This is a genomic window from Bacillus sp. PK5-006 (genome assembly GCF_054161415.1).
This window is the reverse complement of record NZ_CP096414.1, coordinates 166,136-180,243: the sequence shown is the minus strand read 5'-3', so window position 1 is coordinate 180,243 and position 14,108 is coordinate 166,136. Positions and strand designations below refer to the sequence as shown.

The window sequence follows — 14,108 nt, the reverse complement described above, 5'->3', positions numbered from 1 at the left end:
ACTAGTTCCATGAGTACTACCAAGTTATTAATAGTCTATCCTGGGCTAGTTAAATTTTATAATATTGATTATGAATTCATACAGTGGAGAAAGATTCAGATGTATAATTACTGAATTGAAGACAGAATTGCTGCTGATAACCATTTGAGAATAGGATTCTTTTCTTAGACCACAATTGGGAAAGGGTTAAGTCTACTAGAATTTAATTTTAAATACCCTAATACTTGAAGAATAGGTATTACCGAATTAAAACCATTATATGATTTATATGAACCACGCAACAAATTAAAGTGTGGTTTATTTTTTGTTCGATTTTGTCTTTTTCATAAAAAAGGCATTATCACCCATCATGCCCCTAGAGGAGACCCAATGAATGATAATGCCTGATTCAAATTGTTTTCACCGTTTCAAGACACCATATGTCCTAAAGAAACGAAACAATAGTTTCTCTGTTTAGTAATCCAAATGTTCACCATTTGTCGCAATCACTTGTTTATACCAGTCGAAGCTTTTCTTTTTCTTTCTATCTAATGTACCGTTTCCTTCATTATCACGGTCAACATAAATGAAGCCGTAGCGTTTTTTCATTTCAGCCGTTGATGCGCTGACAAGGTCAATTGGGCCCCAGCTTGTATAACCGATCAGGTCAACACCGTCTGCGATCGCTTCTCTCGCCTCTAGCAAATGGCTTCTGAGGTAATCAATTCGGTAATCGTCTTGAATGGATCCGTCTTCTTCTACTTGATCGACAGCACCCAATCCATTTTCTACGATAAACAATGGTTTTTGATAGCGGTCATACAGCTGATTCAGTGTTGTACGAAGTCCTTTCGGATCAATTTGCCAGCCCCAATCACTTGCTTCTAGATAAGGGTTTTTCACACCTTCAAATAGGTTACCGCCAGTCACTTGTCCAAGAATTTCTGGATCTGTACTTGTCACAAAGCTCATATAATAGCTGAAGCCAATATAGTCCACTGTATGGTTTCTTAAAATGTCTTCGTCCCCTTCTTGGAACTCGATGTTGATGTCATTTTCAAGGAAATAACGTTTCATGTAACCTGGGTAATAGCCTCTTGCCTGTACATCTGAGAAGAATAATGTTTTACGGTCTTGCTCAATTGCAGCAAACATATCTTCTGGTCTTGAGCTGTACGGATAAGTTGTCATCGCTGCAATCATACAGCCGATTTTCGCATCAGGAATGATTTCGTGTCCTGCTTTGACAGCCAAAGCACTTGCAACAAATTGGTGATGCGCTGCTTGATATTGAATGCTTTTCTCGTCATCACCCTCTTCAAATACAAGTCCGCCGCCAGTGAAAGGCGCATGTAATACAACGTTGATTTCATTGAATGTCATCCAATATTTCACTTTGTCTTTAAAGCGAGTGAACAATGTTTTCGCGTATGTTTCATAAAGATCCACAAGCTTACGGTTTCTCCATCCGCCGTAGTTTTTCACAAGTGCGAGCGGCATTTCATAGTGAGAGATGGTGACAACTGGCTCAATTCCGTGCTTATGCAGTTCATCAAATACTTGTTCATAAAAAGCGAGACCTGCTTCATTCGGTTCCGCATCGTCGCCATTTGGGAAGATACGCGGCCAAGAAATGGATAGTCTGAAGCACTTGAATCCCATTTCTGCAAAGAGTGCAATATCTTCTTTATAGCGATGGTAGAAATCGATTGCATCATGATATAAGTTAAGGTCTTTCATTGATTCATCGAATGGGTGCATAATACCATTTGGTGACACATCAGCTGTCGATAAGCCTTTTCCATCTTGATTATATGCGCCTTCAACTTGGTTGGCTGCAACAGCGCCGCCCCATAAGAAACCTTTAGGAAATGTTTTTTCTAACTTGTTCATGTTGAATACCCTCCTCTTTTTCTTCTACACTGACTGTAAGCAGTGTCTCTTTCACTGTAATCGTTCCATCTGTTTTCGCATCAACTTGTGCAAAATCGTTTGTGTTGGTGACAATAACAGGTGTGGTGACATCATAGCCTTCTTGCTGAATGCCCTCGATATCAAAATCAATGAGTACATCTCCTGCTTGAATCAGATCACCTGACTGCACATGACTTGTGAAATACTTTCCGCCAAGTTTTACCGTGTCAATCCCGACATGAATGAGAAGTTCTGTACCTTGTTCACTCTTCAAGCCAATGGCGTGTTTTGTGTGGAAAATGGTTTCAACCTTGCCGTTGAACGGTGCTACAACACGCCCAGCTGTTGGTACAATGGCTGCACCTTTACCCATAATTTCATTAGAAAATGTTGCATCATTTACTTGATTGAGCGGCTTTAGTTGACCTTCAAGCGGGCTTTGTACCACTTCATTTTGAAGTGCTGCTGTGTCTTTCTTTTCTTCTGGTTTGTCTGCTTTTGTATCATCTTTCACTGGTACATCTTTGAATCCTAGAACAAGTGTCATGATCGTTGCTACAACAAATCCGATGACTAAACCGATGATTGAGTAGACAAATGTTGGTCCAATGAATGTTGGGAGACCTGGAAGGCCTGCTGATCCAGATATCACATATGATTTTACTTTAAAGATTGACATGAACACGCCGCCTGCTGCTGCACCAATAAGGGCTGCAAGGAACGGTTTTTTCAATCGCATGTTCACACCATACATAGCAGGTTCAGTAATTCCCATTAAGGCTGTGATACTTGTAGACATCGCCAATGATTTGAACGTTTTGTTTTTTGATCTTAAGAAGACACCGAATGCTGCGCCTGCTTGTGCCATATTCGCTACAAACATCATTGGTAGAATGTAGTCAAAACCGTTTAACGTAATGTTGTTGATCATGATTGGAAGCAGTGCATAGTGCATGCCCGTAATGATCAATGGTGACATGAATCCGCCGATCAAGAGTCCGGCCAAAAGACCTGCATGTTTAAACAATAAATCAATTCCACCTGAAAGGCCACTTCCGATAATCCCGCCAAGCGGTCCAACCGCGATGAGCATAACTGGTACAACGACTAGAAGTGTGACCGTTGGAACAAGGATGATCTTTAATGATTTCGGACTATATTTTTCTGCGAATCTTTCAACATATGAACCAAGCCAGATGGTGAGTAGAATTGGAATCACCGATGAAGAGTACACAACGGCAACCACTGGCAAGCCTAGAAATTCTGTATTTCCCGCGCCCAGTAAAGCGGTTAACTGCGGGTGCAGTGCTGCTGCTGCAATGGCAGCCGCGATATACTGATTTGTGCCAATTTTTTTGGCTACGCTTACAGCAAGCAGAATCGGTAAGAAGTAAAAGGCTCCATCTCCGATGGCTGTTAAAATCGCATACGTACTGCTTTTATCTGATATCCACTGGAATGTGAGCATCAGTGCCAAAATCCCTTTGATCATACCGGCCCCAGCGATGGCTGGAAGAATCGGTGTGAAGACACCAGAGATAAAATCGAAAAGCTTTGATATCACATTTTGTTTTGACGCTTCTTCTGTACCGCCTGACTTTACATCAGATGATAGACCTGAATCAGCGACCATCGCTTGATAGACATTTGAGACATCATTGCCGATAATGACATGATATTGGCCTCCGCTTTGATTCACGCCCATGACGCCGTCTGTTGATTGCAGCTTCTCTTTATCTGCCTTGCTTTCATCGTATAAGTTGAAGCGAAGTCTTGTCATACAATGCGTGACGTGTTTAACATTCTTTTCACCGCCGACAAGTTCTAGCACTTCTTTTGCTGTTTGTTTGTGGTTCATTGTGTTACCCTCCAATCGTTGATTTCATCTTGATATAGAAAAAACCTAAACATCCATTAATGTCCGAGAAATAGCGATTCAGACATTAATCGATATTTAGGTTTTGCCTGCTTAACCAGTAACAATCCTTCATAGCGATTGATCGTTATTTAATTTTTATAAGTCTTTAGATATAAAAAACCTAAATCACGCCTTATCAAAGATAGGGACAATGATTTAGGTTTTGCCTGCTTGACCAGTAACAATCCTAAAAGATTGTGGGTTATTTAGTTTATAGTTATAAATTATCATGTTAATTTTGTGATGTCAACGCTTTCTTTTTGAATTTATTTTCTTTTTATTACTCTGTCTATATGCAAAGTTAAATATAGCATTTCATCTTCTATGAGACTTCGGTTGTATTCTTTTTGAACATACTCGTTAATTTTTTCTGCGCATTGAAAAGCAGCAGTGTTTTTCTCTTTTACCACTTCATACAGAAACTCATTTTGATTTTCCATTTGTGTTTCGTTAAACAGACGCTGTCCGAAAAACTTTAAATGCGTCACAAATCGGAAATAATTTAATGATTCCTCGTCTAAATCAATTTGAAAGTGATATTTAACGATGTTTAAAATGTCTTGAATAAGTTTGGTGATTTGAATCACGTTTGGCATTTCTTCATTGAGCTCTGCATTGACAATATGCATGGCAATAAAGCCGGCTTCATCCTCAGGAAGATGGATGCTCAGCTTGTCCTCAATGATCCGAATAGCTTCTAAACCGCATCTGAACTCATCTTTATACAGCCGTTTGATTTCCCAGAGCAAGGCATTTTTGATGTCCATTCCTTTTTGATGACGTTCGATGGCAAAGGTGATATGATCCGTCAGCGTCACATAGATGCTGTCATTTAAATTTTTGTTAAGGGTTGTTCTCGCATGCTCAATAATCGCCTCACACACTTGCATATACTCGATTGGAATATCATAAAGCAGGGTTTTGAATTTTTCTGATATATCTTTATTTTGAATAGAAAATACTTTTTCGATTCGTTCTTCGTCAATCGGGTCTCCGCTTTTCTTTTGAAACGCGATCCCTCTGCCCATAATGACCAGCTCATGCTGCTCGTCATCATACGCACTGACAACATTATTATTGATTACTTTAGAAATGATCAATTGATACCCCCCAGTACATTCCGCTTTTTCGAGCATTTTATCGTTGATTGATATGTCATGTTATTATTATTTTCAAAAAAGAGGACTTTAAGATGATTTTACATTTTTTTTTGATCCGGTCAACTAGAAAGAATGACATATTACCTCTCAAAAATGACGAAATAGGGGCAAAAAAGTCTAAAAACATACACAAAAACACTCTATAAAGAGTGTTTAAAGTGTGTTTTTTACAAAATCAGGAGCAGTCCCAATTATAGACGACATTCTCGAAATTTTTTCGTTTAAGATCTTCTGGTTTGATAAAGAAGTTGGCAATACCGCAATCTCCCCACATCAAATCTACTTCATCATCTGAGTCAATTTGTAATAACAGAACGGTATGTTCTTGATCTACATAGGTACGCGGATCTTCTTGTGTAAACCCCGGATACCCGCCCAATTTGTGACCAAAGCCACTCGCTGTTTCATAAAATTCATCCAGCAGGGCATCTGCTTCATCGCCATTAACACCATCTGCATCTTCGAATAGATCCCAGCTGTTCTTTCCTGTGACTTTTTCAAAGCGGAAATCTCCTACACTGATCGTTTCGCTTGCTAATTCACCTGTAATTGCGCCTTCCTTCGTTACAGGAAAATAAAAATCGTCTGGAATTTTCACAAAAGAAAAATCAGTCATTAACTCTTCTTCTGCCAAGAAAGGTTCCTCAATAAATTTGATGCGAAAATCTTTTTGCTCTGTTTTATGGTCAATATTCATCCCAAAAAGATCATCATGCACAGAAATAAAAACTTGCAAAAGTCCTGTTTCTGGATAATCCTTCAGCTTGGGCAGCTGGCCGAAATTAATTTGTGCCAAAAGTTTCATAGGATGTCCTTCGCCGTCAACTGGATATTCGTCGTTTTTTGGGAAATAAGGATCACCAGCTATTTTGCTGTCGTATGGTCCTGTTTTTCCTTGTTTCATCTGCAATTGAATCATTGGTTTTTCCGTTTCATCTAACAATGGACGGTAGGGTGCAAGTATTTCTTTCAGCTTCGCTGATTGTGTCACGATGATCTTCCTCCTTATGAATAGGTCTAATGACAAAACTAGTCTCTCTTTTTCTATCATACAGAAGTGTATCCTGCCTGTCAGCGATAAAACGGTCATAATCCTAACAAGTTTCTCACCTTGAAATGATAAAAAAACCTCCGATTCAGCTGGAGGTTTTGTCGTTCTTTTATTTCACTTGATAGTTTACTAAGTCGTTTGCTAATGCTTTCATCGTTTCGTTTGTTTCGTGAAGACCTTCAATAATTTTTGTAAAAGTGCCTACTAGCTCTGCTTGATGCTCAGAGGAAGCGACAATTTGCGCAATTTCTTCTTCCATTCCTTTGATCGACCCCTGCACATCTTTTAGGGCTGTTTCAATATCAGTCGTCGCCTGTTTCGCATGAGTTGACAGCTTTCTCACTTCTGTTGCAACCACACCAAAGCCTGCTCCTGCTTCCCCTACTCTTGCAGCTTCTATTGATGCATTGAGTCCAAGTAAGTTCGTTTGATCAGAGATACCTTTGATGAGATTGGACACTTGATTGATTTTAGAGGAATTTTCGACAGTGGTTTTCGTATTTTGTAGAATTTGTTCACTTGTCGCTTGTAGTTCCTCTGAATGTGCGGCAACCTGTTGTACCATTGCGACTAGTTTTTCGGAAGCTTCGTTGCTCTCCGTCATGATGTGATCTAATCGTTGTTGATTTGTTTGGTCATATGCCACACAGAAGGCAGCAACCACTTGACCTGATTCATCTTTAATTGGAACGGCTACGATATCCATTGGAATCCCGTATACTTCTTTCGGAATTTGGATAAACGATGGTTCTCTTCCATTTTTCAGCATGGCAAAGTTTTGGAATCCAGCATCTACTGTATCACCAGCTTTAAATCCTAAATCAATATTCCCATGCTGCTGATAATAAAGAACCTTCTCTTTCCCTAAGACAGAAAAGGTTAGCTGCTCTCTCATAGCAAGTCCAATGATTGGTAAAGCGTCTATTATGTTATCAATTCTCTGTGACATTCGCTTACGTTCATCCTCTCTTTTTCTCAGTACACCTTCTTTATCGGTTCGTTATATGATCTATTACAGCCTGTAATGTGTACTAATATCAATCAAATGACCTAAGACATATAAAAAGCCCACATTCTATCAAGAGAATGTGGGTGTTTTTTAAACAAAGTAAATGCACATGAAGACACTGATACCGATGAGAAAAAGATACATATAGTCAATCCATGAGGTGCTGATGATATGATAATACGTTCGCTCTCTCGTCCCTGTGAAGCCCCTGGCTTCCATTGCAATCGCTAAGCGTTCTGATTTTCGTACGCCTTGCGTAAAAAGGGGCAATGCATAACGCATAAAGGCTTTCCAGCTGTTTTTTTGCTTGTAGCCTCTGATTTTGTGTGCAGCTTTCATTTGTTTTAATTCACTTTGAAATAACGGAATAAACCGGAAACCGGCAAGCATGCCATACGCCCATTTTGGGGACATTCGGCATTGATGAATCAGACTCATCATAAATGCCGTCAAATCTGTTGTGGACGTAAAAAGGAGACCAAATGTCACAAATCCCAGCATTCTAAAAGCGATGGTAAGCCCATTTCTTAAACTCTCCTCTGTGATATGAAACCACGCCCACTTCCAAACGGTATGATCCCCCTTGCCGAAGGCCGCCATCATCCAAAACACCAGAATAAAAAAGAGCAGATAAGGGACAAGCCTTGTAACGAGATACTTCATATTCCATCCACCTAAAACAACTCCAATGCTGAGAGCAAACAGCCAAATGATAAAGGTAGTTTTAGGGTCAGAAATCGCCATGAGACAGCACATCGCAAGCAGATGAGCGAGTAATTTCATGACTGGATTCACAGTAGAAAGAAAGGAGTGATTACTTTGCAATCGTCAGCACGTCCTTTCTTTCTGCCACATAGCGATAATGTAAAGGAGCTCTCAGCTGATAAGCATCGACAAGTTCTTGATTTGAAAATAAATCATAAGGGGTGCCATCATACACATGCCTCCCTTGATGAAACAGAAGCACTTGATCGGCACACTCATCGACAAGCTCCATATCATGTGTGACCATCACAATGGTCGTGCCTTGGCGCTGACGCTGTTTTAAACGCCTCATCAATTCCTTCGCCGTTTTTTCATCCTGCCCGAAAGTCGGCTCATCTAACAGCAATACATCTTGATCAAAAAGGAGCATTGTGGCAACACTTAACCTTCTTTTTTGCCCTAAACTTAAGGTGAAGGGATGTGCTTTTGCATGCTTCTCTAAACCGAACTCTTTCAGCAGCTGAACCGTTTTTTCTTGTACGACTGATTCTGGCCAGTTTCGCTGTCTGCCGCCAAAGGCAATTTCATCGAATACTGTGTCTTGTATAAATTGAAGCTCCGGATTTTGAAACACAAAGCCTGCTTTTTCATATAGTTCTCGGTCTGACCACTTTTTTAGGAGTGTATCTTTTAAGAAAATGTGGCCTTTTTTCGTTGGCTCTAAACGAACCAAATGTTTGAGAAGTGTGCTTTTTCCACTTCCATTTTCCCCAATGATCGCCACCCAATCCCCTAATTTGATATCAAGCTGGAGATCACTCATAATCCTTTTTTTCCCGTAGCTTAATTGAAGATTTTCTGTACGAATCATTGTCTTTCGTTCGATTGATGGCACCTTTTCATGCTGCTCTTTTCGTGCTTTAAAGGTTTGCATAAAGGTTTGACTCAGTGGATGAAATGGATCTTGAATGATCGTGGACCATTTCTCGGGAAATAATTTGGGCCGCCAAATTCCAGCCTCTTTCATTTCTTCCTCATATGCCGTGAGCACATCTTTTGGAGCTCCATCTGCTAAAATGCTGCCTTGATCATCTAATAAAATCACCCGGTCCATCCATTCGATGACACCGTCAAGCACATGCTCTACAAAAATCATGGTCTGCTGCTGATCGGCTGCAAGCTGCTGCAGCAGTTGAAATATGTCCATTCTACCTGCCGGATCAAGCTGTGCGGTTGGTTCATCAAAGAATAGAACATCCGGCTGTAATGCGAGTAAACAAGCAAGTGCCAATCGCTGCTTCATGCCGCCAGATAAAGTGTGAATCTCTGTATGCGGATCGACATCCAGTTGGACTTTTTGCATGAGCTGCTGAATGATGTCATCCATCTCTTCACGAGGGACGGAACGGTTCTCTAAGCTAAAGGCAATTTCTTCATTGACGCGGTGCATACAAAACTGAGAGTCTGGATCTTGAAACATGACGCCTGTATGTCTTTGCAGCACCACTTCCCCCTGCATGTCTGCTTCCACATGCTCTGGAATGATTCCAGCCAGAACCGAAATGAGCGTAGATTTCCCGCTTCCGCTCGGTCCTAAAATAAGCACCTTTTCCCCTTTTTGAATCGTAAGGGAGATTTGATGCAAAACGGGCTTAGGCTGTTCATAAAAACGGACAGAGAGTTCATTGCACGCGAGAAATGAATTCATGCTGTTCACCTTTGTTTCGTTTTTCTTTCATGATGGCATATTGATTCAGTACACCTGTTTTGGATAGTGCGTCTACCACCACTTTCGCAAGGCAGCCGCCAAGTATCATTCCACTGATCATTTGAGTCACAAGGGTCATAAGTAAAACTTGAGGCGTGTAATAACCAAAGCCATTTGCCACGAGACTGTACGCCATCGCTCCGATAGCGGCAAAGGCACCAGAGAGCATCAGTGTCCACATGCGATATCGTTTATAACCAAAAAGAGCGAAGGCGATTTCTGCTCCGAGTCCTTGGCATACACCAATTAACAGAGCTGAAAGTCCGAAGTGGCTGCCGGTCAATAATTCCACAGCAGCGGCGGCTGTTTCTGCAATCAGAGCAGCCCCCGGCTTTTGAATGATATATGCAACGATTGGACTTGCAATGACCCATATTCCAAACATGATGTTGCCTCCTGCTGGGCCAACAAGTGCTGTAATCGGTAAGTATAGCGTGGACCACCCTAAATAGATCACACCGCACGCAACGGATAAAATCACCGCAAGGACGACTTCTTTCATCTTCCATGTCATGATGAATGCACCTCCAGTTGAACTGGCCACTCTTCAACAGTGAAGGCCATTTCCCAAAACTTGTACTCGAGCTGGCAGCTTAAGATAAAGTGCTGTTTCATTTTTTCCTTTTCCTTCTCACTTGCTGCTTCCGCCAACTGATCGAGCCGCTTGCAAAGCTCACCTGTAACAGAATCAGTTAATCCTCCATAAAACGTGATCCACTCATAAAACGGATGTGAAGGGTCTGGCTGCACATCTGTGAGCATTCGTTTCCCTATCTCCCAATATGTCCAAGGACATGGAAGCAGGACAGCGATGATTTCACCAAGCGTACCTTCTTGCGCAACTTGCAGCATGTGATGAATATAGTGGTGAGCACTCGGAGCCAAAGAAGCACCTTGGAGCTCATCATATGCTACCCCTGCCACTCGGCAAAGGTTTTGATGAGGGTGCGTCTCACTATCTAGTACAAACGCAATCTGCTGATGGAAAAACGCAATATCCTCCCTGTCTGTACATCTGCTGAGCGCTGCTGCATAAATTTTAATGAATGCTTGTAAGTATTCTGCATCTTGTTTGACGTAATGAATGATTTGTTCCTTTTCCAGCTTTCCTGCTGCCAGGCCTCTGACGAACGGATGCTGATAAATGGCTTCAAATAACGGTTCTGCTTCTTTCCTTAATTGCGTAGAAAATGTCATAAAAAAAGCCTCCTCTTCTTCAGTTGAATAAATGAAAAAGCCACCCCAAATGGAGCGGCCTTCTTATCGATTCAATCATGAATAAGACAAGGTCCAGCTCCACTTCCCTCCGCTAGTACGAACTAGATCAGGTTCAAAGGGTCCAAGATTTTCTCTTGTCTCAGTCATACATGACTCCCCTAGTGGACTTTTGTCATTTAATTATCTTTACTCTACACATGTGGCGATTTGATGTCAACCGCCTTTCTTAATTCAACGTTCTGATTGTTGGCAGCTTCTCGATCCCTGCAGCATAGTAGAAATTCAGCACACTGAAGAAATCAATCGGCTTTCCTGTTTTTAAATCTACAGCTAAAATATGATCACCGTAATTTGTCATATCATCAATATCTAAGCGTCTTGGTGTTGTCTTCCCGAGTGTATCAACAAAGCTACTATGGTAGTACTGCCCGCTAGCAAACGATGATTCATGATACATAAATAAAGTCTCCACATCTAAGTAGACGAGAATGGCCTCAGAGGAACTTGCATATGGAGCGGAGTACGACACTGGTGCTGAAATACTTTTCACTTTTACACTGTCAACAGAATGAGTTCTCTGTTCATATTTTCCATCATATGAGAAGTAAAACACACGCTCCCATTTATAATCGGCGGTCTTTGTTTGCTTATTGTACACTTTTGTACCATTTGCAAATACATCACCGTTTGCATACTCAGCTACAAAATATTGCAAGGTGGACGAAAGGGATACAGCCCCCGTGAAATTGGGCGGGTTTTTTGCATTCACTTGTATCGTGTAGGAGTCTCCAAATTCTCCGCCGCTTGTAATACCGAATGCATAATCACCTGCTGGTAAATTGGTCAATCCAAGCAGGCTGCCTGCCGGTTGAATTAAATCTGTCGGGTAGGCTTGTCCTGTTTCATAATCAACAACAAATAATTGAACAAAATAATCAGGGTTTGAAGAGGTAATTCGGCTGATGAGTGCCTGAGGTGAAGATGTGCTTAAAAACCATAAATCAACTGGATCGTCCTCTGTTAAGACAGCCGATTGATTAATAGCTAGTCCATCAATGGAGCGAACGGCAGACGTGCGCATTTTGCCTTCTTTAGCAGCTTTTCGTTTGATATTAATTCCTTTCTTCTTATTCACTTTAAATGATTTTTTCACTTGCTTCTGTTGAATAGCGGTTCCTTCATCCTGCTTCAAAAACGACTCTTGGACTTGCTGAATCGCTTTTTCCGTCAGTGGTGATATTTTCCCTTCTGATTTCGGTGCTTCTTCTGCTTTTAATGCTGGTGAAAACAAACCTGTTGCGACGAGTAAAACAGACAGTAAAGCTGCGGTGATTTTGACATAAAATGCTCTCACAGGAACATCCCCTTTTTCCTCATTTGGGTTTTTTACCCTGTGATTATTTTACCATTATTCTCATTATTGTTTTGGTCTTTTTTGGGACATTTTTATAACAAAAAAACCAGCCGCATGAGTTACGACTGGTTTTGATCGTTTTATGCAATGGTTTTGACAAACAAGCGTGCTGTTTCTGCACTTGATCCCGGGTTTTGTCCAGTGATGATTTGTCCGTCAACAACAGCAAATGGCGCAAAGGCATCTCCTTTTTCAAACGCTGCCCCCTGCTCACGAAGTTTTGTTTCCAATAAAAATGGAACTTTTGATGTCAGCTGAACGGCTTCCTCTTCTTCGTTTGTGAAGCCTGTGATTTTTTTGCCTTCGATAAATGATTTGCCATTTTGGTCCTTCACATCAACGAATGCTGAAACACCATGACAAACGGCTCCGATCGCACCATTTTTATCTGAAACCGCTAAGATCGCATCCGCTACCAGTTGATTAGACGCAAAGTCGATCATAGGCCCGTGCCCTCCAGCAAAGAAAATTCCGTCATAATCAGCGGGATTCACATCTGTAAGCGCCTTTGTGTCTTGAAGTAATTCATATACATCTTGATATTGCGCTGGGACACCTTCAGGAATTGAATTTTTGTCAATTGGTACAGTGCCACCTTGAATAGAGACAATTTGTACTTCTAGTTCATTTTCTTTAAAAATATGAAATGGCTCTGCTAACTCTTCTAGCCATAAGCCTGTTGGATGTCCATTCATTTCCGGGCTGCTTGTCGATACTAATAACACTTTCTTACTCATCTTGATCATCCTTTCGATTTATCCTGTGGCTATTTTATATTTTGCACAATTAAATATCAAGCAATATGACTTTAGGCCAGCTCATTATGTTATACCCGATTTTCTAAAAAATATGGTATGACTCCAAATCTAATCAATATGTCACATTCTATTGGTAGGGAATTTCATGTAAAATTGTCATTGAGTGATATAATATGAGGAAAGATTGACAGTTCTCTCGTCACATGAGGGGATTTTTAAAGGAGTGGAAAAGAGATGAAAACCTATTCGATTGTGATGATCATCATCACGCTCTGTATTATATTGGCCGTCTTTTTGATGAACCTAACGGGGGTCATGTACGGAAAAATCATTTTGGCCGTTGCCGTAGCCCTTTGTCTAACATCCATTATTCGTTTGATGGGTCTTCGAAAAAGATAAAAGCCGCCCTCACTAGGGGCGGCTTTATTTAAGATTAGATCGCCAGCATCAGTGCAATGAGTGCAAGCAGTGCTGGTACTCCTTGTTTGATGATAATTGATTTATTGGATGTTACACCGCCAAATACTGCTGCGATGAGCACACAAAGAATGAAAAACAGCTGAATCATATATCCAACGGTATTCGATCCAAGAATGAGCCCCCAAATGAGTCCTGCAGCTAAAAACCCGTTATAAAGCCCCTGATTGGCAAACATCACTTTGACATTTGGATCTTTTTGCAAGTGTTCTGGCAGCTTAAAAGACCGCTTCGCCATCTTTGATTCCATAAAAAACATTTCTAATAACATGATGACAATGTGTTCTAAAGCGACAATTCCTACTAAAATCATTGCTAAAATATTCAATTTAGTTAATTCCTTTCTGGTAGACGTTCACGAATCTCTATTTTGTCCGTGTATAAATCAAAGTCTTGTATCAATTCTAGCGCTTCTGTAAAGCGACTTTGTGGAATGTCTTTCATTTTTCTCACGCCGAATTCCTTTTTAATAAAAGCCATGATGGTATTGATATGAAGCTTACCGTGGCCAGCATACTCCAAATGGCTGCAAAAAGTCTGCATCGTCCCTCGAATCACCTTTAATTGCTTGGCAGTGACACAACTCATTGGTAACGCTCATCCTTTCCTTTGTTTTAACAGCTAAAAAGAATCATGGTTGAAAGAAAAACCTTCCAGTGTCTATTATATAATGGTTTCATTCGGATATCAAAATAAAAAAGAACAGACATTCGATTTAAAAAACAATCGTGCCCTCA

13 protein-coding genes, 1 pseudogene and 1 riboswitch are annotated in these 14,108 nt (G+C 40.8%); of the genes and pseudogenes, 1 reads left to right on the top strand and 13 read right to left on the bottom strand.

Annotated elements, in window-relative coordinates:
• Window positions 1–453 precede the first annotated feature (453 nt).
• From M1D84_RS00855 to M1D84_RS00805, 11 genes and pseudogenes are all read right to left on the bottom strand, one after another.
• Window positions 454–1,872, bottom strand: a complete 1,419-nt coding sequence (locus M1D84_RS00855; RefSeq protein ID WP_213404690.1) for a glycoside hydrolase family 1 protein — start codon at window positions 1,870–1,872, stop codon at window positions 454–456.
• Window positions 1,844–3,751 (bottom strand): beta-glucoside-specific PTS transporter subunit IIABC, encoded by a 1,908-nt coding sequence (locus M1D84_RS00850; protein ID WP_044334936.1) that lies wholly within the window; start codon window positions 3,749–3,751, stop codon window positions 1,844–1,846. The genes M1D84_RS00855 and M1D84_RS00850 overlap by 29 nt, the downstream gene beginning before the upstream one ends.
• 326 nt (window positions 3,752–4,077) lie before the next feature.
• A complete protein-coding gene (gene licT / locus M1D84_RS00845; protein WP_024423922.1) occupies window positions 4,078–4,911 on the bottom strand; it encodes a BglG family transcription antiterminator LicT in 834 nt (277 codons plus the stop codon).
• A gap of 235 nt (window positions 4,912–5,146) precedes the next feature.
• The gene (locus M1D84_RS00840) at window positions 5,147–5,962 is read right to left on the bottom strand and encodes a YwqG family protein (RefSeq protein ID WP_103131798.1); all 816 of its coding nucleotides are present in this window, start codon (window positions 5,960–5,962) and stop codon (window positions 5,147–5,149) included.
• 169 nt (window positions 5,963–6,131) lie between these two features.
• A pseudogene (locus tag M1D84_RS00835) lies at window positions 6,132–6,470 on the bottom strand (methyl-accepting chemotaxis protein); the annotation flags it as partial.
• Window positions 6,471–7,121: 651 nt separating this feature from the next.
• Window positions 7,122–7,856, bottom strand: coding sequence for an energy-coupling factor transporter transmembrane component T family protein (locus M1D84_RS00830; protein ID WP_044334942.1), 735 nt, complete (start codon window positions 7,854–7,856; stop codon window positions 7,122–7,124).
• The gene (locus M1D84_RS00825) at window positions 7,846–9,444 is read right to left on the bottom strand and encodes an ABC transporter ATP-binding protein (RefSeq protein ID WP_332285145.1); all 1,599 of its coding nucleotides are present in this window, start codon (window positions 9,442–9,444) and stop codon (window positions 7,846–7,848) included. Before M1D84_RS00825 ends, M1D84_RS00830 begins: the two co-directional genes overlap by 11 nt.
• Complete coding sequence (locus M1D84_RS00820) at window positions 9,419–10,018, bottom strand: ECF transporter S component (RefSeq protein WP_024423927.1); 600 nt, start codon at window positions 10,016–10,018, stop codon at window positions 9,419–9,421. Before M1D84_RS00820 ends, M1D84_RS00825 begins: the two co-directional genes overlap by 26 nt.
• Window positions 10,015–10,701: a thiaminase II gene (gene tenA, locus M1D84_RS00815; RefSeq protein ID WP_025093767.1), complete on the bottom strand. Its 687-nt coding sequence runs from the start codon at window positions 10,699–10,701 to the stop codon at window positions 10,015–10,017. The genes M1D84_RS00820 and tenA overlap by 4 nt, the downstream gene beginning before the upstream one ends.
• A gap of 87 nt (window positions 10,702–10,788) precedes the next feature.
• Window positions 10,789–10,892, bottom strand: a riboswitch (TPP riboswitch).
• Window positions 10,893–10,948: 56 nt separating this feature from the next.
• Window positions 10,949–12,076, bottom strand: a complete 1,128-nt coding sequence (locus M1D84_RS00810) for a hypothetical protein (protein ID WP_044334947.1) — start codon at window positions 12,074–12,076, stop codon at window positions 10,949–10,951.
• Between the two features lie 140 nt (window positions 12,077–12,216).
• Window positions 12,217–12,873 carry a type 1 glutamine amidotransferase domain-containing protein gene (locus M1D84_RS00805; RefSeq protein WP_024427546.1) on the bottom strand — a complete coding sequence of 219 codons (657 nt, stop codon included), beginning with the start codon at window positions 12,871–12,873 and terminating at the stop codon, window positions 12,217–12,219.
• Window positions 12,874–13,128: 255 nt separating this feature from the next.
• On the opposite strand from M1D84_RS00805, the gene M1D84_RS00800 reads away from it, so the two are divergent.
• On the top strand, window positions 13,129–13,293 hold the full coding sequence (locus M1D84_RS00800) for a hypothetical protein (protein WP_003214630.1): 165 nt from the start codon (window positions 13,129–13,131) through the stop codon (window positions 13,291–13,293).
• Between the two features lie 34 nt (window positions 13,294–13,327).
• Here M1D84_RS00800 and M1D84_RS00795 read toward each other — a convergent pair whose 3' ends face one another.
• Together M1D84_RS00795 and M1D84_RS00790 are read right to left on the bottom strand one after the other, a co-directional pair.
• On the bottom strand, window positions 13,328–13,699 hold the full coding sequence (locus tag M1D84_RS00795; protein ID WP_024423930.1) for a DUF1304 domain-containing protein: 372 nt from the start codon (window positions 13,697–13,699) through the stop codon (window positions 13,328–13,330).
• Between the two features lie 5 nt (window positions 13,700–13,704).
• On the bottom strand, window positions 13,705–13,959 hold the full coding sequence (locus tag M1D84_RS00790; RefSeq protein WP_024423931.1) for an ORF6C domain-containing protein: 255 nt from the start codon (window positions 13,957–13,959) through the stop codon (window positions 13,705–13,707).
• Window positions 13,960–14,108: the final 149 nt, after the last annotated feature.